The organism is Streptomyces sp. NPDC047886 (assembly GCF_043204435.1).
Classification (GTDB): Bacteria; Actinomycetota; Actinomycetes; order Streptomycetales; family Streptomycetaceae; genus Streptomyces.
Window position 1 is genome coordinate 164,325 of record NZ_JBIDCF010000011.1, and the last position, 22,811, is coordinate 187,135.

The following is a 22,811-nucleotide window of genomic DNA, read 5'->3' on the forward strand; positions in this document are numbered from 1 at the left end:
TGACACCCCCCCCGCGGGCCGGCCACCACACCCACCCCCGCGGGGCCCCCCCCCCCCGGGCGGGCGGGGGGGGGGGGGGCCGGGGCCCCCCCGGGGGGGGGGCCCCCCCCCGCCCCGGCCGGTCCCCGTCCGGCCTCTCCCCACCCGTCCCGACCGTCTCCCACCCCGTCCCCGAGGAGCCGACATGCGTGTCCTGCTGGTCAACATGCCCTGGTCGCCCATCGACCTGCCGTCCCTCGCGCTGGGAATCCTCAAACGGAGCGTGGACGAGCGAGTGCCCGGAGCCGATGCCGAGGTCCTGCACGCGAATCTCGAATTCACCGACTGGATAACCGCGCGTACCGAGTTCACCGGCGACGACTACGAGTACTACGCCCTGTCGTCCTATTTCATGGGCTGCGGCGACTGGGTCTTCTCGTCGGCCCTCTACGACGATCCGGACTGGCGCGACGAGGAGTTCACCGCGGTGATGCGCGGAAAACTCAAGAAGTCGCGTATGGCCATGACCCGCGCGCTGCACCGTGTGGTCCCGGAATTCGTCGACGAGATCGCGCGGAGGATCGTGGAGTACGCCCCCGATGTCGTGGGGTTCACCTCCACCTTCCAGCAGAACACCGCGGCGCTCGCCGCCGCCCGTCGGGTCAAGCAGCTCGCTCCGGACATCGTCACCGTCATGGGCGGGGCCAACTGCGACGGGGCCCAGGGCGCGGCCGTGCACCGCAACTTCCCCTTCGTCGACCATGTCGTACGCGGCGAGGGCGAGGCCGCCCTTCCCGAGCTGCTCACCGCGCTCACCGACGGCTCCGACCTCGGCGGGGTGCCGGGGCTGTGCCACCGCGGTCCCAACGGGGAGAGCCGCGTGAACCCGATGGCCACCCGGCCGCTGCCGCCCGCCGCGATCCTGCCCCCGGACTACAGCGGCTACTTCGAGCGGCTCGCCCATTCCGTGGCCCGTAACTGGGTCGAGCCGAAACTGGTCGTGGAAGGCGCCCGCGGCTGCTGGTGGGGCGAGAAGCACCACTGCACGTTCTGCGGCCTCAACGGCTCGTTCATGGAGTTCCGTTCCAAGAGCCCGGACACCTTCTACGCGGAGATCATGGAGCTGGCCCGCCGCCACCGTGTCCTCGACATGTACGTCGTGGACAACATCCTCGACATGGGCTATCTGACGACCGTCCTGCCCCGGATCATCGACAGCGGATACGACCTGCGGCTGCACATCGAGATCAAGGCCAACATGCGCCGCTCCCAGCTCCGTACGCTCGCCGATGCGGGCATGATCTACGTCCAGCCCGGCATCGAGTCCCTCAACCACCGGGTGCTGGACCTGATGGACAAGGGCGTCAGCGGCTGCCAGAACGTCCGGATGCTCCGTGACGGCGCCGAGACCGGGCTCTCCGTCGCCTGGAACTACCTTCATGGCTTCCCCGGCGAAACCGCCGGGGACTACGAGCCGGTGATCGCCCAGATCCCGGCCCTGGAGCACCTCGACCCGCCCGTCGACCTGTCGGCCCGGATCGCCATCGAACGCTTCAGTCCCTATTTCGAGCGTCCCGAACTCGGCTTCACCGGACTGCGCCCCGAGGAGCACTACCGCTTCACCTACGACCTGCCGGAGAAGGAGCTGTACGACCTCGCCTATGTCTTCGAGGCACCGGCCCGGGGCATCGGCGAACCCACCGTGAAGGCGCTCAACGACGCGCTCGCCGCCTGGAAGAAGCATCACGCGGACGCCCGGCTGACCCACGCCGACCTCGGAGACAGGATCGTCCTCGTCTCCCGGCGGCGTGCCTTCGACTGGCGGACCCTGGAGCTCACCGACCCCTTCGAGCAGGCCGTCTTCCGGCTCCTCGACCAGCCGCACACGCTCGCCGCCCTCACCCGCAAGGCCGCGGGCAGGGTCCCGGGCGCCGCCCGCGACGAGGCGGGTGTGCAGCGGCTCCTCGATTCCTGGCTCGCCTTCGGACTCGTCTTCACGGACGGCGGACAGTACGTCCACATCGCCCCGGCCGCCGTCAACGAAGGTCTGCTGCGGCTGGACTTCATGCGCCACGCGTACGGGGCGGAGGCAGCCCCTTCGGCGCCCTCGGCCTCCGCGACGCCGACCGGGGAACCCGCAGCCCCCGCGCCGACCGCGTCGACGCCGCCGTCCACGGCCGAGCCCGTTCACGTATGACCGTGTCACCGCCGCACGAGGAGGAGTCCGTCCGATGAGCACCACCCTGAGCCTGCCCGGCGTCCTCGCCTGGCGCGACTACGACCCCGACGCCTGCGAACTGCCCGGCATGTTCCTCGGCGAACTCGACCTCCCAGGCCCTCCGGACGGTGAGAGCGAACGGCTCTGGCAGCTCGGCGCCCGCCGGGTGCGGCTGCCCGGGACCGTCGATCTCTCGGGTGACCCGGACCCGGAGGAGGCCGCGGCGACCGTGGGCGCGCTGAGTCTGGTACGGGACCTGACCGCCCGCGCCGTCCTGGTCGAGTGGGATCTGCGGCTCCCCCCGGACACCGCCGACGCCTGGCAGGCGCTGAGCCACCTCCAGCCGCCCCGGCGTATCGAGGGCCCCGCCGGAGCGGACGAGGCCCTGCTCGCCTGGCGGCGCGGCCACTACCTGTGCAAGTGCCTCTGGCGCAAGGGCCCCGGCTTCGTACAGATCCGGGACCGGCGCTGGGGCGAGCTGCGCCGCTTCACCGCCGACGAACCGGAGTACGAGCGGGCGATCGAGGCACTGGCCTACGGGGCGCCGGCCGGCACCGTGCCGCCCTCGATCCTCGCCGACTTCCGTGGCGAGGAGCTCGTCCTGGACGTCGGGCCCCTCGCCTGGTGGCTGCCGTACCGGATCAGCCGCTGGCTCCAGGAGTCGATGACGATCTGATACGCCGTCACCCCCGACCGGTCCCCGGCCCACCCCGACAGATCGGCGGGCCGGAAGGGCCCGCTGGCCGGCCGGGGGCGACGGCCGACAGGGCCGGCGGACCGGCGTGCCGACAGGGGTCGGCTGGCCGGCGGGCCGACCGGGGTCGGCTGGCCGGTCGGGGGCGGCTGGCCGGTCGGGGGCGGCTGGCCGGTCGGGGGCCGATCCGGCGATCGGCCTCAGCCGACGTGCGCGGCGATGGTTCGGGCACACACCAGTGACTCGGTGTGCGTCGTGTCCACCTCCAGGTCGTAGACCACCCCTTGGTGCACCACGTCCGCCTGCGACGCGGCCATCCCCTGGACGCGATCTCCTCGTGCGACCTCACGGCCCGCGGCGACCGCACTCTCGCACCTGACGCCCACCCACAGCACGTCCAGTCCGCCGAGTGCCTTCCGCCACCGCTGCTGGGACGCCGCCCCGCCGAGGAAGACGTCGTCGACGATGATCCGCGCGCCCGCACGGGCCATCGCCACGATGCCCTCGGTCCAGGCCGCCTCCAGTGCCCGGAATTCCGCTCCGACACTCACCGTGCCGTCCGGGGCGAACTCGATCCCGCCCTCCGCACCCTGCGTCTTCGCGGGCAGGGCGTCGACGAACGAGTCGCAGCCGAACGCCAGCCACGGATCCGGCAGCACGGCCTGAAGGCACCGTACGATCCCGGACTTCCCCGAGCTGGAACCACCGTTGAGAACAATCATCCGAGTCGTCACCGCGTCACAGTAAGGCGCTGCCCCAGGAGCACGAAACGGATTTCGGGCGCACACGGACGCCCCACCGCACCCCGGCCGGCCCACGCCGACCGGCCACGCTCAGCGGCACACGCCGACCGGCACGCGTTCAGCGGCACACACCGGTCAGCACACGCTTTCCCTCCCGCCACGGCTCCGGCGGACTCGCCCTTGCCCGGTGCCGCACCCTGGACTACCCTCCTCGCAGCCATACCGACCAGTCGGTGTGCCACTGTGAACCGTACGTACGGGATGTCGCCGCGCCAGGACCGGCGCCGACAGCTGAGGAGCCGTCCAGATGAGCCGCACCAATCACCAGTACCGGCTTGCCGCGCGACCCGTCGGGCTGCCGAGGCCCACCGACTGGGAGTACGTCGCGGAGCCGGCTGCCGAGCCCGGCGACGGCGAACTGCTGATCGAGGTGAAGTACCTCTCGCTGGACCCGGCCATGCGCGGCTGGATGAACGAGGGCAGGTCGTACATCCGCCCCGTGGAGATCGGGGAGGTCATGCGCGCGGGCGGCGTGGGCCGGGTGATCGCCTCCCGCAACCCGCGGTTCGCCGTGGGCGACCATGTGTCGGGCACGCTCGGTGTGCAGGAGTTCTGCCTGTCGGACGGTCGCGGCCTCACCAAGGTCGATCCGGCGTTGGCACCCCTGCCGGTCTACCTCGGCGTCCTGGGCATGACGGGCATGACCGCCTACTTCGGTCTGCTCGACATCGGTCGGCCCGAACACGGCCAGACCGTCGTGGTCTCCGGCGCGGCCGGAGCGGTCGGCAGTGTGGTCGGCCAGATCGCCAAGCTCATGGGATGCCGGGTCATCGGCATCGCCGGGGGCGAGCGCAAGTGCCGTCTGGTGGTGGAGGAGTTCGGGTTCGACGCCTGCGTCGACTACAAGTCCGAGGACGTGCGCAAGGCCCTGCGCGAGGTGGCGCCGACGGGCGTGGACGTCTACTTCGACAACGTCGGCGGAGACGTTCTGGACGCCGTGCTGACGCGCCTGGCGCGGGGCGCCCGTATCGTCATCTGTGGCGCGATCTCGCAGTACAACACGACGGACCAGGTCAAGGGCCCCGCCAACTACATGTCGCTGCTGGTGAACCGGGCGTCCATGACCGGGATGGTGGTCTTCGACTACGCCGACCGGTACCCCGAGGCCACCGCCGAGCTCGCCGAGTGGCTGGCGGCCGGGAAGCTGCGGTCGCTGGAGGACGTGGTGGACGGCGGCGTGCGGGCGTTCCCGGACGCGCTGCTGCGGCTGTTCAGGGGCGACAACACCGGAAAGCTCGTTCTCAAGGTGGCGGACGAGTGAGGGACGCACCGTCACCCCACGGCCTGCCGACGACGCCCACCGGACCGTTCGCTTCCGCCGGAGCCGCCGGAGGGGCACCGCCATGCGGCTGAAGGACGCGGCCGTCGTCGTCACCGGAGCCGGCTCCGGCATCGGGGCCGCGCTCGCGCGCCGGTTCGCCGCCGCGGGCGCCCGCCTGGTCGTGAACGACCTGGACGCGACCGCCGCGGCACGCGTCGCCGGCGAGACCGGCGGTATCGCCGTCCCCGGTGACGCCTCCGCCGAACGGGACGTGGCGGCCCTGGTCACCGCCGCCCGTGCGCACCTCGGCGAGATCGACCTGTTCTGCGCCAACGCCGGCATCGAACCCGGCGGTGGGGCCGACGCGCCCGAGCAGGTGTGGGAACGCGTCTGGCAGGTGAACGTGATGAGCCACGTCCGGGTGGCCCAGCACCTGCTCGGGCCGTGGCTCGAGCGGGGGCGCGGCCACTTCCTGGCCACGGTCTCCGCCGCGGGCCTCCTCACCCACCCGGCGTCCGCGCCGTACGCGGTGAGCAAGCACGGGGCACTCGCGTTCGCCGAGTGGCTCGCCGCCACCTACGGCGACCGGGGCGTCACCGTTCAGGCGCTGTGCCCGCTGGGTGTGCGCACCGAGATGTACGAGCGCAGCGACCCCGCCGCGAAGGCACTCGCCGGGGCGGTCCTCACCCCCGAGGAGGTCGCCGACACCGTCGCGGAGGCGCTGGTCGACGGACGGTTCCTCATCCTGCCCCACCCCGGGGTACGGGATCACTACGCGCTCCGCGCCACCGACACCGACCGCTGGCTGTCGGGCGCGCAGCGGCTGCGGCGACGCATGGAGGAGTTCGCGGAGCCGTCCGCCGAGGCGTAGCGGTCCGGGCGGGCGGCGGGTCGGCGCATCCGACGGCCAGCCAGGTGCGGCGACGTGCCGCGGCGGCGCGCCACATTTCCGTAACCGCGCGGAACCTTGCCAGTCGAACAGATGTCACCCTATTCTCGCGGGACAGAAAGCGCTTTCCACACGCACCAGGGGTCGTTCCGGTGACGGCGAACGTCACGTCAGCCGGGGCGACTTCGCACGTGAGCCGCCATCGATCCGGCGCGGCTGGCACTCGGTCCACGGTGGCCTCGCGGACGGCACCGACGACCTCGCGGGTCCGGGCAACGGCGGCACGACCGGCCCGACGACAGGTCGACAACCCCGGCGGCCACGGCGGGCGACCACGGCACGCGACGGCGGCACCCAGCATTCGAAGACGAATGAGAGGCGATGATGAGGCGACCGGTAGCACTGCGACTCCATGCGGCGCTGGCCACGATGGCCCTCGCGGCCACGGCCGGTGTGGTTCTGTCGACACCCGAGGCGTCGGCGGCGACCGGTGGCGTCACTGGCTACGCGACCCAGAACGGCGGGACCACCGGCGGCGCGGGCGGGCAGACGGTGCGGGCCACCACGGGAACCGCGATCCACGCGGCCCTGTGCAACCGGGCCAGCAGCAGCACCCCCCTCACCATCCAGGTCGAGGGCACCATCAACCACGGCAACACCAGCAAGGTGTCGGGCGGCAGTTGCAACACCGCCGACGGTGTGATCGAGCTCAAGCAGATCAGCAACGTCACGCTCGTCGGCGTGGGCAGCGGCGCCGTCTTCGACCAACTGGGCATCCACATCCGCGAGTCCCGCAACATCATCATTCAGAACGTGACCGTCCGGAACGTCAAGAAGTCCGGCTCGCCCGTCTCCAACGGCGGCGACGCCATCGGCATGGAGAGCAACGTCCGCAACATCTGGGTGGATCACGTCACCCTGGAGGCGTCGGGCGGGGAGTCGGCGGGGTTCGACGGCCTCTTCGACATGAAGGACAACACCCAGTACGTGACCCTGTCCTACAGCATCCTGCGCAACTCGGGCCGCGGCGGCCTCGTCGGGTCCAGTGAGGGCGACCTCTCGAACGGCTTCATCACGTACCACCACAACCTGTACGAGAACATCGACTCCCGGGCGCCGCTGCTGCGTGGCGGCACCGCCCACATGTACAACAACCACTACAAGCGCCTGAACTCGTCCGGCATCAACTCCCGGGCCGGCGCCCGCGCCAAGGTGGACAGCAACTACTTCGAGGACTCCAAGGACGTCCTCGGCACCTTCTACACCGACGCGGCCGGCTACTGGCAGGTCAGCGGCAACGTCTTCGACAACGTGACCTGGTCGAGCCCCGGTAGCCAGAACCACCCGGCCGGTCCCGACCCGCAGTCGAACACCACGGTCGGCATCCCCTACGCCTACACCCTCGACGCGGCCGGTTGCGTGCCCGGAGTCGTGAGCCAGACGGCAGGCGCCGGCAAGGGACTGCAGGTGTCGAGCGGCAACTGCTCGCCGCAGACGCCGGCACCGACCCCGACGCCTACCCCCACCCCGACCCCGACCCCGACGCCGACCGGCCCCACGCCCGGACCGACCCAGCCGGGCGGGACCAACCTCAGTATCGGCGCGGGCTCGGACGGCTCCGGCAAGGCCGACGGCACGAGCTACGGCAACGTGCGGGACGGCGACATGGGCACCTTCTGGTCGCCGACCGGCTCGACGGGATCCGTCTCGATCAAGTGGGGCTCCGCCACCACGGTGTCCTCGATCAACATCCGCGAGGCGGCGGGCTCCGAAGGCACCATCAGATCCTGGCGGGTCGTCAACCACGACACGGGTGCCGTCCTGAGCTCCGGCACGGGGGCGGGCGTCATCGCCTTCGCCCGGACCTCGCTGCAGAAGATCACCTTCGAGATCACCGGCTCGACGGGTACGCCGCGGGTCGCCGAGTTCGAGACGTACGCGGGATAGCGGCGCGTGCCCGGTGTCCGTCCGGATCCGGTGGTCCCGGACGGACACCGGACCCGGACGGCTGTCACCGGAAACGGGGGTCCGTCACGCCTCCGCCGCGTTGTCCGTGGCGGCCACCGCCTGACGTCGGCCCGGCAGGGTGTAGATCTCGCTGCCCTTCGCGCGCAGTGCGGCGATCTTCCGGTGGCGCTCGGGTCAGCGCACGGCGGTCACCTCGCCGCCACCCCGGCGGGGCGCGGGGCGGTCGGCGCGGCCGGGGGTGCCGTGGCGGCGCGTCGGCTCGCCGCGGCGACCAGTTCCGCCAGCACCGGTACCTCGCCGTCCATTTCGGGATGCCACTGCACGCCCACCGCGAACGCCCTGTCCGTGTACTCCAGGGCCTCCACCGTGCCGTCGTCGGAGCGTGCCGCGACGGCCAGTCGGTCGCCCAGGCGGTCGACGGCCTGGTGGTGATGGGTGGCCACCTCCAGCGTCCCGGGGAGCAGTTCCCCGACCCGGGTGCCCGGCACCGTCGCGACCCGATGCCGTGCGAAGATCCCGAGCCGCGGGTTGTGGGCGTCGTGGCCGACCTCGTCCGGCAGGTGCTGGATCAGGGTGCCGCCCGCGTGCACGTTCATCAGCTGCATGCCCCGGCAGATGCCGAGCACCGGAGCGTGCCGCTCGAGGGCGGCCGCCAGGACGGCCCGCTCCCACCGGTCCCGTTCGGGTACCGCCGCGTCGGTGTAGGGGTGGCGCTCGGCGCCGTACATCGCGGGGTCCAGGTCCTCCCCGCCGGCCAGGACGAGCCCGTCCAGGCGGGCGACGACGCAGGCGGCCGCCGCCGGATCGTCGGGGGGCAGCAGGACGGCGCGCCCGCCGGCGGCCTGGACTCCGCGTACGTAGGCGGCCGGCAGCACGGCGGCGGGCAGGTCCCAGGCGCCCCAGGTGGCGCCGGTGCGATAGGTGGTGATGCCGATGAGCGGTATATGCACGTCGTTCCTCTTGATGACAGCCTTCACGCTCGTCCTTGAGCGGAAGTCGACGGACCTGCCACCGGTCACCCCGCGCGCTCGCGCTGTCACGTTGCGCACAGGCGTGTGCGGGCGGGGGACACCGCGATACGGGAAGGGGGTGGGCGGTGACGAGGCGTGGGGGTCACGCCGGTGTCCGCGAGACGAATCCTGCCCGGCCTGCACGGTTAAGCACAAGAAATGACATCTTCACGGTCGGTAAGCCAGGCTTAACGCGTGCAGCGACTCGACCCGCGCCTCCTGGCCACCCTCGAAGCCGTCGTCCGCCACGGCTCCTTCTCGGCGGCCGCCCGCGAACTCGGTTACAGCTCACCGGCCGTGTCCCAGCAGATCGCCGAACTCGAACGCCGGGCGGGGCTGAGGGTCCTGGAGCGCCGCCCGGTGCGTCCCACCCAGGCGGGGCGGATCCTCCTCGACGCCGAGCGGGGCGTCCGCACGGCCCTGGCCGCCGCGGCGCTGGAGCTGGACGCCGTCCGCGCGGGCACGGTGGGCCGCATACGGCTCAGCGCGTTCGCGTCCGCCGCCAACCGCGTCGTCCCCAAGGCGCTCGCCGAACTCCAGACGGCGTACCCGGACGTGCAGGTGAGCCTGTCCCAGCTGGAGCCGGAGCCGAGTCACACCCGCGTCGATCGCGGGGACCTCGATCTGGCGCTGACCTACGACTACGACTTCATCCCGCTGCCCCCGCCCCGCACCCTCCGCCGCACCCTGGTGGTGCGGGACCCGGTCGTGGCCGTCCTGCCGGCCGGGCATCCCTTCGCCTCCCGCGACACCATCGACCTGGCGAGCCTCGCGTCGGAGACCTGGATAGCCGCCCCGGAGGCGGCTCTGCACCTGGAGCTGCTGTCCCAGATGGCGAAGGTGCCGGGTTTCGCGGCCCGCCTGGAGTACGAGGGCGACGACTTCAACACTGTGCTCGGCTTCGTCGCCGCGGGTCTCTGTGTCGCGCTGCTGCCCCGCCTGGCGCTCCCCCGGGGCGTCACCGACGTCGTCTCCAGACCCCTGGTCGCCCTCGCCTTGACCCGCTTCCTCTACACGGTCCGCCTCGACACCCGCCACACGCCCCGGGCCATCCTGACCCTGGAGGAGATGCTGGCGGCCGAGGCCCGCGCGGCGAATCCCTGAGCGACCGGCGGGACCGGGGATCAGCCTCGCTCGCGGCAGCCTCGGACGAACGCGGCCTGCCCGGCGTGCTGGAGATCGTCGGCGATGACGCTGACCAGCCGGACGCCCAGGGTCACGGGCGGCGTCCACGAGTCGTCCACGACCCGGTCGAGCGCCGTGCCGCGCAGCCCGCCCACGAAGTCCACGGTCCTGTCGTGGACGGCGTCGAAGTAGCCGAGCAGCAGCGCGGGCGATTCGACCCGGACCGCGGCGACCTGCTCGCTCGTGTGGCCGTAACCGGTCGCCTCCGGGGGGAAGGGGAGGGCGAAGCGTCCCACCCAGTCCTGCTCCACCCAGATCTGCTCCCGGCCCGCGACGTCGGCGACGTGATCGTCCTGGATGCGCGTCAGGTGCCAGACGAGCCAGGCGACGGAGTTGGCGCCCGGGTCGAGCCGGGCGTGCAGGTCGGCCGTCCCGATTCCCTCCACCGCCTCGTGCACCACCTCCTTGACGCGTCCGAAGGCGTCCACGAGCACATGTGCGGCATCCATACGCCCCAGTGAACCGCGTGACCCGCCCGCCGCCGGCGGCCGACACGCGTCGGTGCCCCGAGCACGCGCCACCCGGCCGAGCACGCACCTGTTCGCCCCGAGCGCGCGCCACCCGGCCGAGCACGGGTCCGGCGGCCGGGTCGGCACCGGGTACGCCGGGCCGGCCTCCGCGCCCGGCGCGAGCGCGAGCCGCTCGGCGCGCCGGCTGCCGGCGCGCCGTCGGCCCCGCGCCGGTTCTGGCCCGAACGGCGGTCTCCCGGCGTGCGGCCGTACCGAGGAGGGCGGAGCATGAACGTGAGGAAAAGCGGCCAGCGGGGGGCGGTGACCCAGGAGGGTGCCATGCCCGTCCCGGACAGGGCGCGGAACGGCGACGCGCTCGTCGTGCTGAAGAACGTCGACAAGCACTTCGGTGCGCTGCATGTGCTTCGGTCCATCGACCTGACCGTCGGCCGCGGTGAGGTCGTGGTCGTCATCGGCCCGTCCGGTGGTGGCAAGTCCACCCTGTGCCGTGCCATCAACCGGCTGGAGACCATCGACTCGGGCGAGATCGTCATCGACGGCAAGCCCCTGCCCTCCGAGGGCCGTGAGCTCGCCGCGCTCCGCGCCGATGTCGGCATGGTGTTCCAGTCGTTCAATCTCTTCGCCCACAAGACCGTGCTGGAGAACGTCACTCTCGGTCAGGTCAAGGTGCGCAAGAAGGACAAGAAGGCCGCCGAGCAGCGCGCCCGCCAACTGCTCGACCGGGTGGGCGTCGGCACCCAGGCCGACAAGTACCCGGCCCAGCTCTCGGGCGGTCAGCAGCAGCGCGTCGCGATCGCGCGGGCGCTGGCCATGGAGCCGAAGGTCATGCTCTTCGACGAGCCGACCTCGGCGCTCGACCCCGAGATGATCAACGAGGTCCTGGAGGTCATGCAGCAGCTCGCCCGTGACGGCATGACGATGGTCGTCGTCACCCACGAGATGGGCTTCGCCCGCTCGGCCGCCAACCGCGTGGTCTTCATGGCCGACGGCCGGATCGTCGAGGAGACGACACCGGACCAGTTCTTCAGCAACCCGCGCAGCGACCGGGCCAAGGACTTCCTCTCCAAGATCCTGCACCACTGAACCGCGGCCCGCCGCGCACACCATCTCCCAGGGGTGATCAGCATGAACCCGCGCAAGCTCAGCAAGGCCGGTGTGGCCGCAGCCGCCGCGCTCGCTCTCTCCTTCTCCGTGGCCGCCTGCGGCGACGACGGAGACGGCGGGGCGGGCGGCGGCGACGAGAAGATCACCGTCGGCATCAAGTTCGACCAGCCCGGCATCGGGCTGAAGACCCCGGACGGCACCTACACCGGCTTCGACGTCGACGTGGCGACGTACGTGGCCAAGGAGCTGGGCCGTGAGCCCGGCGACATCGTGTGGAAGGAGGCGAAGAGCGCCGACCGCGAGACGATGCTCCAGCGCGGCGACGTGGACTTCATCGCGGCCTCGTACTCGATCAACGACGAGCGGTCGAAGAAGGTCGACTTCGCCGGTCCGTATCTGCTGGCGCACCAGGACGTCCTGATCCGGGCGGACGACGACTCCATCACCAAGCCCGCGGACCTGAACAACAAGAAGCTCTGCTCGGTCACCGGTTCCACGTCCGCGCAGAACGTCAAGACGAAGGTCGCCCCGCAGGCCCAGCTCCAGGAGTACGGCGGCTATTCGGAGTGTCTGACCGGTCTGGAGAACGGTGTGATCGACGCCGTCACCACCGACGACTCGATCCTCGCCGGGTACGCCTCGCAGGACCAGTTCAAGGGCAAGTTCAAGCTCGGCGGCTTCAAGCTGAGCAATGAGAACTACGGCATCGGTGTGCAGAAGGGCAGCGAACTGAAGGACCGGATCAACACCGCCCTGGAGAAGATGGTCGCCGACGGTTCCTGGGACGCGGCCGTGAAGAAGAACTTCGGCCCGGCCGGCTACCAGAACGAGCCCGCTCCGAAGATCGGCGACATCGTCAAGTGAGTGGAGCGCCGTGTTCGACTTCCTTGAGGGTTACGACCTGCTGGGAGCCTTCTGGGTGACGGTGCAGCTCACCGTCTACTCGGCGATCGGCTCGCTGATCTGGGGGACGCTGCTGGCCGCCATGCGCGTCAGCCCCGTCCCCCTGATGCGGGGCTTCGGCACCGCCTACGTGAACATCGTGCGCAACATCCCGCTCACCGTGATCATCGTCTTCACCTCGCTCGGCCTCTTCCAGACGCTCGGAGTCAGCCTGGGTGCCGACGACTTCACCACCATCAACTTCCGGCTCGCGGTGCTCGGTCTGATCGCCTACACCTCCGCCTTCGTCTGCGAGGCGCTGAGATCCGGCATCAACACCGTCCCGGTCGGCCAGGTCGAGGCGGCCCGCGCCGTCGGTCTCGGCTTCACGCAGGTGCTGCGGCTGATCGTGCTGCCCCAGGCGTTCCGCTCGGTCGTCGGACCGCTGGCGAACGTCCTGATCGCCCTCACCAAGAACACCACCGTCGCCGCCGCGATCGGCGTCGCCGAAGCCGCTCTGCTGATGCGCGAGATGATCGAGAACGAGGCGCAGCTCATCCTCATCTCGGCGATCTTCGCGTTCGGGTTCCTCTGCCTCACGCTCCCCACCGGTCTCTTCCTCGGCTGGGTGAGCAAGAAGGTGGCGGTGAAGCGATGAAGACGTCGCCCACCGTCATGTACGACGTTCCGGGTCCGCGGGCCCGGCGCCGCAACGTCCTGTACACCGTGGTGTTCCTGATCGCCCTGGCCGCACTCGTCTGGTGGGTGGTGCTGAGCCTCGACGACAAGAACCAGCTCGAAGGGGCCAAGTGGGATCCGTTCTTCACGGACTCCCGCACCTGGACCACCTACCTGCTCCCGGCGCTGGAGAACACGGTGATCGCCGCCGCGCTCGCGATGGCCATCGCCCTGCCCCTCGGCGCGTTCTTCGGTATCGCCCGGCTGTCCGAGCACTGGTGGGTGCGTGGCGCGGGCGGCACGGTGGTGGAGTTCTTCCGGGCCATCCCGGTCCTGATCCTGATGCTCTTCGCCAATGCCGCGTACGCCGAGTTCACCGACATCAGTCCGGAGACCCGCCCCCTGTACGCGGTCGTCACCGGCCTCGTCCTCTACAACGCCTCGGTGCTGGCCGAGGTCGTCCGCGCGGGCATCCTGGCCCTCCCCCGGGGGCAGACCGACGCCGCCAAGGCGATCGGCATGCGCAAGGGCCAGACGATGTGGTACGTGCTGCTGCCGCAGTCGGTCACCGCCATGCTTCCCGCGCTGGTCAGCCAGCTCGTCGTCATCGTCAAGGACACCGCGCTGGGCGGCGCGCTGCTCGGCTTCTCCGAGCTGCTCGCGTCCGTGCGCCCGATGAGCGCGAACTACGGCGCGAACACCATCGCCAGCTTCACGATCGTGGCGCTCATCTTCGTCGCCCTCAACTTCGCGCTCACCACCTTCGCCGCCTGGCTGGAACGCAGGCTGAGGCGGGCCAAGAAGTCGACCGGCGCGGTCGTCGGCGTCGACGCGGTCGAGGAGCTGGCGACACCGGGCGAGCACGTCGTACCGACGGACCCGCATGACAAGACGACATGACGGCGGTTCGGGATGGTGTGACGACCGGTTCGGGGCGGCGGTCGCGTCGCGCCGCTCGGAACGGCCGGGCCGGGTGCCGCACGGGCGTGTGCCCGTATGCACGTTCGACCAGACGAAGGTGATGTGCCGCCCCCGGCCGGTCCGGCCGGGGGCGGCGTGAGCGGGAGGAGCGGACGGATGCCGCGAGCATCGAGGAGGCCGGACGGCGGACCGGCGGCGGTACCGGGGCGGGCGTGGCCGATGCTCGCCCTGGCCACGGTCGGCTTCGCCGTCAACTTCTGGGCGTGGGCGCTGCTGAGCCCGCTCGGCCCGCGTTTCAAGGACTCCCTGGGGTTGTCCTCCTTCGAGCAGTCGCTGCTGGTGGCGGTGCCGGTGGTGGTCGGTTCGCTGGGCCGAATCCCGGTCGGGGCGCTGACGGACAGGTTCGGCGGGCGGGTGATGTTCCCGCTAGTGTCGGCGGTCACGATCCTGCCCGTCCTGTACATCGGGCTCGCCGGGCACTCGTCGCTCGCGGCCCTGCTCGTGGGCGGTTTCCTGCTCGGCGTCGGGGGCACCGCCTTCGCCGTCGGCGTGCCCTTCGTGAGCGCCTGGTTCCCGCCCGAGCGGCGGGGCATGGCCATCGGGGTCTTCGGCGTCGGTATGGGCGGCACCGCGATCAGCGCGCTCACCACCGTCAGGCTCGTGGACGCCTACGGGACGGCCAACCCGTTCCTCATCACCGCCGCGGTGCTGGCCGTGTACGCGGTGGTGGCCGCGCTGCTGCTGCGCGACGCGCCCGGGCGTACCGTGCCGACGCAGCCGCTGGCCCGCCGGCTGGGCGCGGCCTTCCGGCTGGGCGTCACCTGGCAGGGATCCGCCCTGTACGCCGTGGCCTTCGGCGGCTACGTGGCCTTCTCGGTCTACCTGCCGACGTACCTGAGGACCGCGTACGGTCTGTCCCAGGCCGACGCGGCGAACCGGATGGCCGGGTTCGTGCTGCTGGCGGTGGCGATGCGGCCGGTCGGCGGCTGGCTCTCGGACCGGGTCGGCCCGGTCCGAGTGATGGCCGCTTCCCTGGCGGTCGTCGTCGTGGGCGCGCTCACGCAGTCGACGACCCCGTCCCTGATGCCGGTCGGCACGATCGCCTTCCTGTCCATGGCGGCGGCGCTCGGCGCGGGCAGCGGCGCGGTCTTCGCGCTGGTGGCCCTGCTGGCTCCGGCGACCTCGGTCGGGTCGGTCACCGGCGTCGTCGGTGCCGCCGGCGGCCTGGGCGGGTTCCTGCCGCCGCTGGTGATGGGTTCGCTGTACGGCGGACTGGGCTCGTACGCCATCGGGCTGGTGCTGCTGAGCGTGGTGGCGGCGGCTGCGCTCGTCTTCACCTGTACGGGCGTCCGACACGCGATGGCCCGTCAGGTAGCCGCTGACCAGCGGGAACCGGGCATGAAGCCGTCGCGGCGCTGACCGGCGGGACGGCTCCCGACGCGCGCCGGTGGCGGGGCGGCGCCAGTATCCGAGGAGCAGCAGCCGAGAACGCGTGCGGTCAGGCCTGTGCCTGGGAGACGAGGTGGAACGGTGACCGACCGGACCGGTTCCCGTGGGAATTCCCGTACCGGCGCCCGTGGGGCTGCCCGTGCCGATGGCGGTGGCGCCGCCCGGTCCGGGCGGTCCGCCGCCGCTCCACCGGTGGGGCTGGACGGCGGGCTGACGGAGGCGCTGGTGCGGTCCCGCCGGTTCTTCTCCCGCGCGGAGGTCTCCGACGACCTGCGGACCCTGCACAGGACCGGCGGCCGGCAGGCCGACGACTTCTACCGTGACCGCTGGTCCCACGACAAGGTGGTGCGCTCCACCCACGGGGTGAACTGCACCGGTTCGTGCTCCTGGAAGGTGTACGTCAAGGACGGGATCATCACCTGGGAGGCGCAGCAGACCGACTATCCGTCCGTCGGTCCCGACCGCCCGGAGTACGAGCCGCGCGGCTGCCCGCGCGGCGCGGCGTTCTCCTGGTACACCTACTCGCCGACCCGGGTGCGCTACCCGTACGTGCGCGGGACGCTGCTGCGGATGTACCAGGAGGCCAAACGGCGGCTGGGCGGCGATCCGGTGGCCGCGTGGGCGGACATCGTCTCGGACCCCGAGCGCGCGCGCCGCTACAAGTCGGAACGCGGCCGGGGCGGCCTGGTCAGGGCGAGCTGGGACGAGGCGGTCGAGATGGTCGCCGCCGCCCATGTGCACACGATCGAGGAGTACGGCCCCGACCGGCTGGCCGGGTTCTCCCCCATCCCCGCGATGTCGATGGTCTCGCACGCGGCGGGCGCCCGTTTCTACTCGCTCCTCGGCGGCGTGATGCTGTCCTTCTACGACTGGTACGCGGACCTTCCGGTGGCCTCGCCGCAGGTCTTCGGCGACCAGACCGACGTACCGGAGTCCGGGGACTGGTGGGACGCCGGCTATCTGATCATGTGGGGTTCCAATCTGCCGGTGACCCGGACCCCGGACGCGCACTGGATGGCCGAGGCCCGGTACCGGGGCCAGAAGGTGATCGCGGTCTCGCCGGACTACGCGGACAACGTGAAGTTCGCCGACGAGTGGCTGCCCGCCCGGCCCGGTACCGACGGGGCGCTGGCGATGGCCATGGGCCATGTGGTGCTGCGGGAGTTCTTCGTCGAACGGCGCGCCCCGTACTTCGACGAGTACGTCAAGCGCTACACCGACCTGCCGTTCCTGGTCACCCTGGACGAGCGGGGGCCGGGGGCGTACGCGCCGGGGAAGTTCCTGACCGCCGCGGATCTCGGCGGTGCGCACGCGGCGGCCGAGCACGCGGAGTTCCGTACGGTCCTGTTCGACGCGGCGACGGGTGAACCGGCGGTGCCGAACGGGACGCTCGGCGACCGCTTCGGCGAGTCGGGCGCCGGCCGGTGGAACCTCGACCTCGGTGACACCGACCCGCTGCTGTCCGCCGAGGGCGGGGGCGAGGACCCGGTGGCGGTGGAACTGCCCCGCTTCGACGCGCCCGACGGGAGCGCGGGCCTGCTGCGGCGCGGAGTGCCGGTGCGGCGGGTCGCCGGACGGCTGGTGACCACGGTCTTCGATCTGCTGCTGGCCCAGTACGGCGTGGCGCGCGAGGGCCTGCCCGGCGACTGGCCGGCCGGGTACGACGACGCGACGGAGCCGTACACCCCGGCCTGGCAGGCGGCGATCACCGGCGTGGACGCGGAACGGGCGGCGCGGATCGCCCGCGAGTTCGCCGCGAACGCCGAGGAGTCCCGCGGCCGCTCGATGATCATCATGGGTGCGGGCACCAACCACTGGTTCCACTCCGACACCATCTACCGGTCCTTCCTCGCGCTCACGACGCTCACCGGCTGCCAGGGCGTCAACGGCGGCGGCTGGGCGCACTACGTGGGCCAGGAGAAGGTCCGGCCGATCACCGGGTACTCGGCGATCGCGACCGCCGCCGACTGGAACCGGCCGGCCCGCCAGATGATCCAGACGGCGTACTGGTATCTGCACAGCGACCAGTTCCGGTACGACCCGTTCTCCGCCGACACGCTCGCGGCAGCCGGATCCGGGAGCCTGTTCGCGGGCCTGGCCACCGCCGACGTCATCGCCGCGTCGGCGCGGATGGGCTGGATGCCCTCGTACCCGACGTTCGACCGCAGCCCGCTCGCCCTCGCCGACGAGGCGGAGGCGGCCGGCCGGCCGGTGGGCGAGCACGTGGTGGCGGAGCTGAAGGCGGGACGGCTGCGGTTCGCCGCCGAGGACCCGGACAGCCCGGCCAACTTCCCGAGGGTGCTGACGGTCTGGCGGGCGAACCTGCTGGGGTCGTCGGCGAAGGGCAACGAGTACTTCCTCAAGCATCTGCTGGGCACCGACTCGTCGGTCGGCGCCGCCGAGGCACCGGCGGGGGCCCGTCCCCGCGATGTCGTCTGGCGGGAGGACGCCCCGGTCGGCAAGCTCGACCTGCTGCTGACCCTCGACTTCCGGATGACCAGCACCACCGTCTACTCCGACATCGTGCTGCCGGCCGCCACCTGGTACGAGAAGCACGACCTGTCCAGCACGGACATGCACCCCTATGTGCACGCCTTCAATCCGGCGATCCCGCCGCCCTGGCAGACCCGCACCGACTGGGACGCGTTCCTCACCATCGCGGGGGCGTTCAGCCGCCTGGCCGAGGGCCGTCTCGGGGTGCGCAAGGACGTGGTCGCGGCGCCGCTGCTGCACGACACCCCCGACGAACTCGCCACACCGCACGGCCGGGTGCGGGACTGGAAGGCGGGCGAGTGCGAGCCCGAGCCGGGCCGCACCATGCCGAAGCTGGTGGTCGTCGAGCGGGACTACGGCGCGGTCGCCGAGCGGATGACGGCCCTCGGCCCGCTGCTCGACACCCTCGGCGCCACCACCAAGGGCGTCACCTTCCGCCTCGACCGCGAGCTGGAGTACCTGCGCCACAAGAACGGCACCGTGCGCGGCGGCGCCGCCGCGGGCCGCCCTTCGCTCGCCCGCGACGTGGACGTCTGCGAGGCGATCCTCGCGATGTCCGGCACCACCAACGGGCACCTGGCGACGCAGGGCTTCCACAGCCTGGAGGCCCGCACCGGGATCCCGCTGGCGGACCTGGCCGCCGAGCACGAGGGCAGACGGATCACCTTCGCCGACACCCAGGCCGCGCCGGTCCCCGTGATCACGTCGCCCGAGTGGTCCGGGTCGGAGACCGGCGGCCGGCGGTACTCGCCGTTCACGGTCAACGTGGAGCGGCTCAAGCCCTGGCACACTCTCACCGGCCGCCAGCACTTCTACCTCGACCACGACTGGATCGCCGCTCTCGGTGAACGGCTCCCGGTGTTCCGCCCACCGCTGAACATGCATCTGCTCTTCGGCGAGCCGTCGGTGGGCGACATCGGCGAACGGGGCCTGACCGTCCGCTATCTCACGCCGCACAACAAGTGGTCCATCCACTCCGAGTACCAGGACAACCTGTTCATGCTGTCGCTGTCCCGGGGCGGACCGACGATCTGGATGAGCACTCCCGACGCGGCCAAGATCGGCGTGCGGGACAACGACTGGATCGAGGCGGTCAACCGCAACGGAGTGGTCGCCGCCCGGGCGGTCGTCTCGCACCGCATGCCGGAGGGCACGGTCTACATGCACCACGCCCAGGACCGGCTGATCGACGTGCCGCGCACCGAGACCACCGGGCGCCGTGGCGGCATCCACAACTCGCTGACGCGTCTGCTGATCAAGCCGAGCCATCTGATCGGCGGCTACGCCCAGTTGTCGTACGCGTTCAACTATCTCGGCCCGACCGGAAACCAGCGCGACGAGGTGACGGTCATCCGCCGCCGCGGCGACCAGGAGGTGGAGTACTGACATGCCCCGCGGCGAGAACGCCATCGGCCGGGTGATGGGCCAGATGGCGATGGTGATGAACCTCGACAAGTGCATCGGCTGCCACACCTGCTCGGTGACCTGCAAACAGGCCTGGACCAACCGGACCGGTGTCGAGTACGTCTGGTTCAACAACGTCGAGACACGTCCCGGTCAGGGTTACCCGCGCCGCTACGAGGACCAGGAGACCTGGCGGGGCGGCTGGACCCTGAACAGACGGGGCCGGCTCACCCTGAAGGGCGGCGGCCGCTTCCGGAAGCTGATCACGATCTTCTCCAACCCCAAGCTGCCCGCACTCGACGACTACTACGAGCCCTGGACGTACGACTACGAGACGCTCACCGACGCCCCGCTCCAGGAGCACGTCCCCGTGGCCCGCCCCAAGTCGCTGATCTCGGGCCGGGACATGAAGATCTCCTGGTCGTCGAACTGGGACGACAGCCTCGGCGGTTCCTCCGAGCACGGGGACAAGGACGTCCTGCTGCGCAAGGTCTCGGAGCGGATCACGTTCGAGTTCGACCAGACCTTCATGTTCCATCTGCCGCGCATCTGCGAGCACTGCCTCAACCCGTCCTGCGCCGCCTCCTGCCCGTCCGGCGCCATCTACAAGCGCGCCGAGGACGGCATCGTCCTGGTGGACCAGGACCGCTGCCGGGGCTGGCGGATGTGCGTGACCGGCTGCCCGTACAAGAAGGTCTACTTCAACCACCGGACCGGCAAGGCGGAGAAGTGCACCTTCTGCTTCCCCCGCGTCGAGGTCGGCCTGCCCACCGTCTGCTCCGAGACCTGCGTCGGCCGGCTGCGCTACATCGGCCTTGTCCTGTACGACGCGGACCGGGTCCTCGAAGCGGCGTCGGCCCCGGACGACACCGCGCTGTACGAGGCCCAGCGCCGCGTGTTCCTCGACCCGCACGACCCCGAGGTGATCGCCGCCGCCGAACGGGACGGCATCCCCCGCGACTGGCTGGACGCGGCCCGGCGCTCCCCCGTGTACGCGCTGATCAACACCTACCGCGTCGCGCTGCCGCTGCACCCGGAGTACCGCACCCTGCCGATGGTCTGGTACGTCCCGCCGCTGTCCCCCGTCGTCGACGCCGTACGGGACACCGGCCATGACGCCGAGGACCACCGCAACCTGTTCGCCGCCGTCGACGCCCTGCGCATCCCGGTCGACTACCTCGCCCAGCTGTTCACCGCCGGCGACCCCGGCCCCGTGGACGCCGTGCTGCGCCGCCTGGCCGCCATGCGCTCCTACATGCGCGACATCAACCTCGGCCGCGCGCCCGACGGGTCCGTGCCGGCGGCGGTCGGCATGACAGAGGAGCAGATGTACGACATGTACCGGCTGCTGGCCCTGGCCAAGTACGACGAGCGCTACGTCATCCCGGCCGCCCACGCGGAACAGGCCCACGGGCTCGAAGAACTCGCCACGGAATGCAGCCTCGACTACGAGGGCGGCCCCGGCATGGGCGGCTCAGGACCGTTCGGCGAGTCCTCCGGAGGCGCCGCGCCCGTGGCGGTGGAGAACTACCGGGCCCTGCGCGACCGCCAGACCTCCGACACGCCCGCCGCACCCACCGACCGGGCCACCCGCGTCAACCTGCTCAACTGGGACGGCAAGGGAACCCCTCCCGGACTCTTCCCGCCCACGGAATCCCGCACTGACGCGTCACCCGCCCCCGGGTCGCCCACGGGCCAGTCCCGCACGGACCGCGAGGGTCCCGGCGGGGGCGGGGAGACGGAGCCGAAACCGTGAAGATGACGATCAGACCCTCGGCCCGCGTCCAGCCGTGGCACCCGAACGCCTGGCAGATCCAGTCCCTGCTGCTGGACTACCCCGGCGAGCGGCTGGCCGAGCACCTCCGGCTGGCCCGGCGGGCCGCCGCGGCGCTGCCGCCCCCGGTCGCCGAGCCCCTGCTGCGCTTCGCCGACCACGCCGGCCGCGCCCCCGCCGCCGACCTGGCCGCCTCGTACGTGGCCACCTTCGACCACCAGCGGCGCTGCTGCCCCTACGTCACCTACTACGCCCACGGCGACACCCGGAAGCGAGGCGTCGCGCTGCTGCGCCTCAAGCAGACCTACGCCGCCGCCGGATGGCGCCTGGCCGACGACGAACTCCCCGATCACCTCGGTGTGGTCCTGGAGTTCGCGGCCGCCGAGCCGACTGCGGGCCACCGGCTCCTGGTCGAGCACCGCGCCGGCCTGGAACTCCTGCGCCTGGCGCTGCACGAGGTGCCGTCGCCGTGGGCCCAGGTCCTGGAGTCGCTCTCGGCCTCGCTGCCGCCGCTGGGCGGCAGGGTCCGCGAGGCCGTGGCCCGGCTCGCCGCGAAGGGGCCGCCCGAGGAGCAGGTCGGTCTCGCGCCCTACACGCCCCCGCAGTTCATGCCCGATCCCGCAGGAGGCCCCCGATGAGTCCCGCGCTCCGCGTGCCGCTCGCCACCGACGCCGCCGCCGAGGCCGTCGTCGCCGCCCCGGTGGGCACCGGGGGCGTCCTCCTCTGGGTCGTCCTGCCCTATGTCGTCCTGGCCGTCTTCGTCCTCGGCCACGTCTGGCGCTACCGCTACGACGCGTTCGGCTGGACGACCCGCTCCTCCCAGCTCTACGAGAACCGGCTGCTCCGCATCGGCAGCCCGCTGTTCCACTTCGGGGTGCTGGTCGTCCTCATCGGCCATATCGGCGGCCTGATCATCCCCAGGAGCTGGACCGACGCGGCCGGGATCAGCGAGCACAGCTACCACGTGATCGCGGTCGTCCTCGGCACGGTCGCGGGCGTGAGCACGCTCGGCGGCCTCGCCATCCTCGTGTACCGCAGGCGCACGGTCGGTCCGGTGTTCTCCGCCACCACGCGCAACGACAAGGCGATGTACCTCTCGCTCACCGTGACGATCGGGCTGGGCCTGGCCGCCACCGTCGCCGCGAACGTCCTCAGCGGCGGATACGACTACCGCGAGACCATCTCGCCCTGGTTCCGCTCGATCTTCGCCTTCCGGCCCGACGCCGCGCTGATGGCCGGAGCACCCCTGCTGTTCCAGCTCCACGCCGTCAGCGCCCTGCTGCTGTTCGCCTTCTGGCCCTTCACCCGCCTGGTGCACATGCTCACGGCCCCGCTCGGCTATCTGACCCGCCCCTACATCGTCTACCGCAGCCGTGATGTGCGGAATCTCGGGGCGCGCGCACCCCGGCGCGGCTGGGAGCGCATCGGATAGCCATGCGGAAACGCCTCGGCGGCCGGTGGTGCTTTCACCACCGGCCGCCCGACGCCGTACAGAGAAATGACGGAAGTCCGTGGAACCAGGAGCGATGTCCGGTCAGTGAGCTTCTTCAGCGTTGCAACTCCAGGGTGAGGACGGCCTTGGCGATTGACGTCATGCGGTTGGGGCTGCAGCGGGACCTGCGGAAGATC

General features: G+C 71.5%; 18 protein-coding genes and 1 pseudogene. 15 read left to right on the forward strand and 4 right to left on the reverse strand.

The window, feature by feature from the left end:
* Positions 1-184 precede the first annotated feature (184 nt).
* Positions 185-2,176, forward strand: a complete 1,992-nt coding sequence (locus tag ACGF5U_RS28475; protein WP_392716587.1) for a RiPP maturation radical SAM C-methyltransferase — start codon at positions 185-187, stop codon at positions 2,174-2,176.
* Positions 2,177-2,210: 34 nt separating this feature from the next.
* Positions 2,211-2,873: a DUF5825 family protein gene (locus ACGF5U_RS28480; protein WP_392716589.1), complete on the forward strand. Its 663-nt coding sequence runs from the start codon at positions 2,211-2,213 to the stop codon at positions 2,871-2,873.
* A 218-nt stretch (positions 2,874-3,091) separates the two neighbouring features.
* On the opposite strand, the gene cpt is transcribed toward ACGF5U_RS28480, so the two are convergent.
* Positions 3,092-3,613, reverse strand: coding sequence for a chloramphenicol phosphotransferase CPT (cpt, locus tag ACGF5U_RS28485; protein WP_392716643.1), 522 nt, complete (start codon positions 3,611-3,613; stop codon positions 3,092-3,094).
* A 328-nt stretch (positions 3,614-3,941) separates the two neighbouring features.
* Here cpt and ACGF5U_RS28490 point away from each other — a divergent pair, with 328 nt between their 5' ends.
* The 3 genes from ACGF5U_RS28490 (at position 3,942) to ACGF5U_RS28500 (ending at position 7,791) form a co-directional block, all read left to right on the forward strand.
* Complete coding sequence (locus ACGF5U_RS28490; protein ID WP_392716591.1) at positions 3,942-4,955, forward strand: NADP-dependent oxidoreductase; 1,014 nt, start codon at positions 3,942-3,944, stop codon at positions 4,953-4,955.
* Positions 4,956-5,037: 82 nt separating this feature from the next.
* Positions 5,038-5,826 carry an SDR family oxidoreductase gene (locus ACGF5U_RS28495; protein WP_392716593.1) on the forward strand — a complete coding sequence of 263 codons (789 nt, stop codon included), beginning with the start codon at positions 5,038-5,040 and terminating at the stop codon, positions 5,824-5,826.
* Positions 5,827-6,228: 402 nt separating this feature from the next.
* Positions 6,229-7,791, forward strand: coding sequence for a polysaccharide lyase family 1 protein (locus ACGF5U_RS28500; protein WP_392716595.1), 1,563 nt, complete (start codon positions 6,229-6,231; stop codon positions 7,789-7,791).
* Positions 7,792-8,000: 209 nt separating this feature from the next.
* On the opposite strand, the gene ACGF5U_RS28505 is transcribed toward ACGF5U_RS28500, so the two are convergent.
* Positions 8,001-8,789: a gamma-glutamyl-gamma-aminobutyrate hydrolase family protein gene (locus tag ACGF5U_RS28505; RefSeq protein WP_392716597.1), complete on the reverse strand. Its 789-nt coding sequence runs from the start codon at positions 8,787-8,789 to the stop codon at positions 8,001-8,003.
* A gap of 228 nt (positions 8,790-9,017) precedes the next feature.
* On the opposite strand from ACGF5U_RS28505, the gene ACGF5U_RS28510 reads away from it, so the two are divergent.
* Positions 9,018-9,926 (forward strand): LysR family transcriptional regulator, encoded by a 909-nt coding sequence (locus ACGF5U_RS28510; protein ID WP_392716599.1) that lies wholly within the window; start codon positions 9,018-9,020, stop codon positions 9,924-9,926.
* A 20-nt stretch (positions 9,927-9,946) separates the two neighbouring features.
* Here ACGF5U_RS28510 and ACGF5U_RS28515 read toward each other — a convergent pair whose 3' ends face one another.
* Positions 9,947-10,456 carry a DUF664 domain-containing protein gene (locus ACGF5U_RS28515; RefSeq protein WP_392716601.1) on the reverse strand — a complete coding sequence of 170 codons (510 nt, stop codon included), beginning with the start codon at positions 10,454-10,456 and terminating at the stop codon, positions 9,947-9,949.
* 339 nt (positions 10,457-10,795) lie between these two features.
* Here ACGF5U_RS28515 and ACGF5U_RS28520 point away from each other — a divergent pair, with 339 nt between their 5' ends.
* From ACGF5U_RS28520 to narI, 9 genes are all read left to right on the forward strand, one after another.
* Positions 10,796-11,560, forward strand: a complete 765-nt coding sequence (locus ACGF5U_RS28520; RefSeq protein ID WP_392716645.1) for an amino acid ABC transporter ATP-binding protein — start codon at positions 10,796-10,798, stop codon at positions 11,558-11,560.
* Positions 11,561-11,602: 42 nt separating this feature from the next.
* Positions 11,603-12,445 carry a glutamate ABC transporter substrate-binding protein gene (locus tag ACGF5U_RS28525; RefSeq protein WP_392716603.1) on the forward strand — a complete coding sequence of 281 codons (843 nt, stop codon included), beginning with the start codon at positions 11,603-11,605 and terminating at the stop codon, positions 12,443-12,445.
* Positions 12,446-12,455: 10 nt separating this feature from the next.
* On the forward strand, positions 12,456-13,121 hold the full coding sequence (locus tag ACGF5U_RS28530) for an amino acid ABC transporter permease (RefSeq protein WP_392716605.1): 666 nt from the start codon (positions 12,456-12,458) through the stop codon (positions 13,119-13,121).
* Entirely contained in the window at positions 13,118-14,041 is a 924-nt protein-coding gene (locus tag ACGF5U_RS28535; protein ID WP_392716607.1) for an amino acid ABC transporter permease, read from the forward strand. Before ACGF5U_RS28530 ends, ACGF5U_RS28535 begins: the two co-directional genes overlap by 4 nt.
* 177 nt (positions 14,042-14,218) lie before the next feature.
* A complete protein-coding gene (locus ACGF5U_RS28540; RefSeq protein ID WP_392716609.1) occupies positions 14,219-15,481 on the forward strand; it encodes an MFS transporter in 1,263 nt (420 codons plus the stop codon).
* Positions 15,482-15,709: 228 nt separating this feature from the next.
* Complete coding sequence (locus ACGF5U_RS28545; RefSeq protein WP_392716647.1) at positions 15,710-19,390, forward strand: nitrate reductase subunit alpha; 3,681 nt, start codon at positions 15,710-15,712, stop codon at positions 19,388-19,390.
* A 1-nt stretch (position 19,391) separates the two neighbouring features.
* Positions 19,392-21,164, forward strand: a complete 1,773-nt coding sequence (gene narH, locus ACGF5U_RS28550; RefSeq protein ID WP_392716611.1) for a nitrate reductase subunit beta — start codon at positions 19,392-19,394, stop codon at positions 21,162-21,164.
* 2 nt (positions 21,165-21,166) lie between these two features.
* Positions 21,167-21,820, forward strand: a complete 654-nt coding sequence (gene narJ, locus ACGF5U_RS28555) for a nitrate reductase molybdenum cofactor assembly chaperone (RefSeq protein WP_392716613.1) — start codon at positions 21,167-21,169, stop codon at positions 21,818-21,820.
* Positions 21,817-22,614 (forward strand): respiratory nitrate reductase subunit gamma, encoded by a 798-nt coding sequence (gene narI, locus ACGF5U_RS28560; RefSeq protein ID WP_392716615.1) that lies wholly within the window; start codon positions 21,817-21,819, stop codon positions 22,612-22,614. Before narJ ends, narI begins: the two co-directional genes overlap by 4 nt.
* Before the next feature lie 115 nt (positions 22,615-22,729).
* On the opposite strand, the pseudogene ACGF5U_RS28565 reads toward narI, so the two are convergent.
* A pseudogene (locus ACGF5U_RS28565) lies at positions 22,730-22,811 on the reverse strand (IS5/IS1182 family transposase); the annotation flags it as partial.

Excerpts from the sequence above, each read along its gene's own strand:
- ACGF5U_RS28475 (WP_392716587.1), top strand. The coding sequence starts at position 185 with ATGCGTGTCCTGCTGGTCAACATGCCCTGGTCGCCCATCGACCTGCCG.
- ACGF5U_RS28480 (WP_392716589.1), top strand. The coding sequence starts at position 2,211 with ATGAGCACCACCCTGAGCCTGCCCGGCGTCCTCGCCTGGCGCGACTAC.
- cpt (WP_392716643.1), bottom strand. The coding sequence starts at position 3,613 with ATGATTGTTCTCAACGGTGGTTCCAGCTCGGGGAAGTCCGGGATCGTA.
- ACGF5U_RS28490 (WP_392716591.1), top strand. The coding sequence starts at position 3,942 with ATGAGCCGCACCAATCACCAGTACCGGCTTGCCGCGCGACCCGTCGGG.
- ACGF5U_RS28495 (WP_392716593.1), top strand. The coding sequence starts at position 5,038 with ATGCGGCTGAAGGACGCGGCCGTCGTCGTCACCGGAGCCGGCTCCGGC.
- ACGF5U_RS28500 (WP_392716595.1), top strand. The coding sequence starts at position 6,229 with ATGAGGCGACCGGTAGCACTGCGACTCCATGCGGCGCTGGCCACGATG.
- ACGF5U_RS28515 (WP_392716601.1), bottom strand. The coding sequence starts at position 10,456 with ATGGATGCCGCACATGTGCTCGTGGACGCCTTCGGACGCGTCAAGGAG.
- ACGF5U_RS28520 (WP_392716645.1), top strand. The coding sequence starts at position 10,796 with ATGCCCGTCCCGGACAGGGCGCGGAACGGCGACGCGCTCGTCGTGCTG.
- ACGF5U_RS28525 (WP_392716603.1), top strand. The coding sequence starts at position 11,603 with ATGAACCCGCGCAAGCTCAGCAAGGCCGGTGTGGCCGCAGCCGCCGCG.
- ACGF5U_RS28535 (WP_392716607.1), top strand. The coding sequence starts at position 13,118 with ATGAAGACGTCGCCCACCGTCATGTACGACGTTCCGGGTCCGCGGGCC.
- ACGF5U_RS28540 (WP_392716609.1), top strand. The coding sequence starts at position 14,219 with ATGCCGCGAGCATCGAGGAGGCCGGACGGCGGACCGGCGGCGGTACCG.
- narH (WP_392716611.1), top strand. The coding sequence starts at position 19,392 with ATGCCCCGCGGCGAGAACGCCATCGGCCGGGTGATGGGCCAGATGGCG.
- narJ (WP_392716613.1), top strand. The coding sequence starts at position 21,167 with ATGACGATCAGACCCTCGGCCCGCGTCCAGCCGTGGCACCCGAACGCC.
- narI (WP_392716615.1), top strand. The coding sequence starts at position 21,817 with ATGAGTCCCGCGCTCCGCGTGCCGCTCGCCACCGACGCCGCCGCCGAG.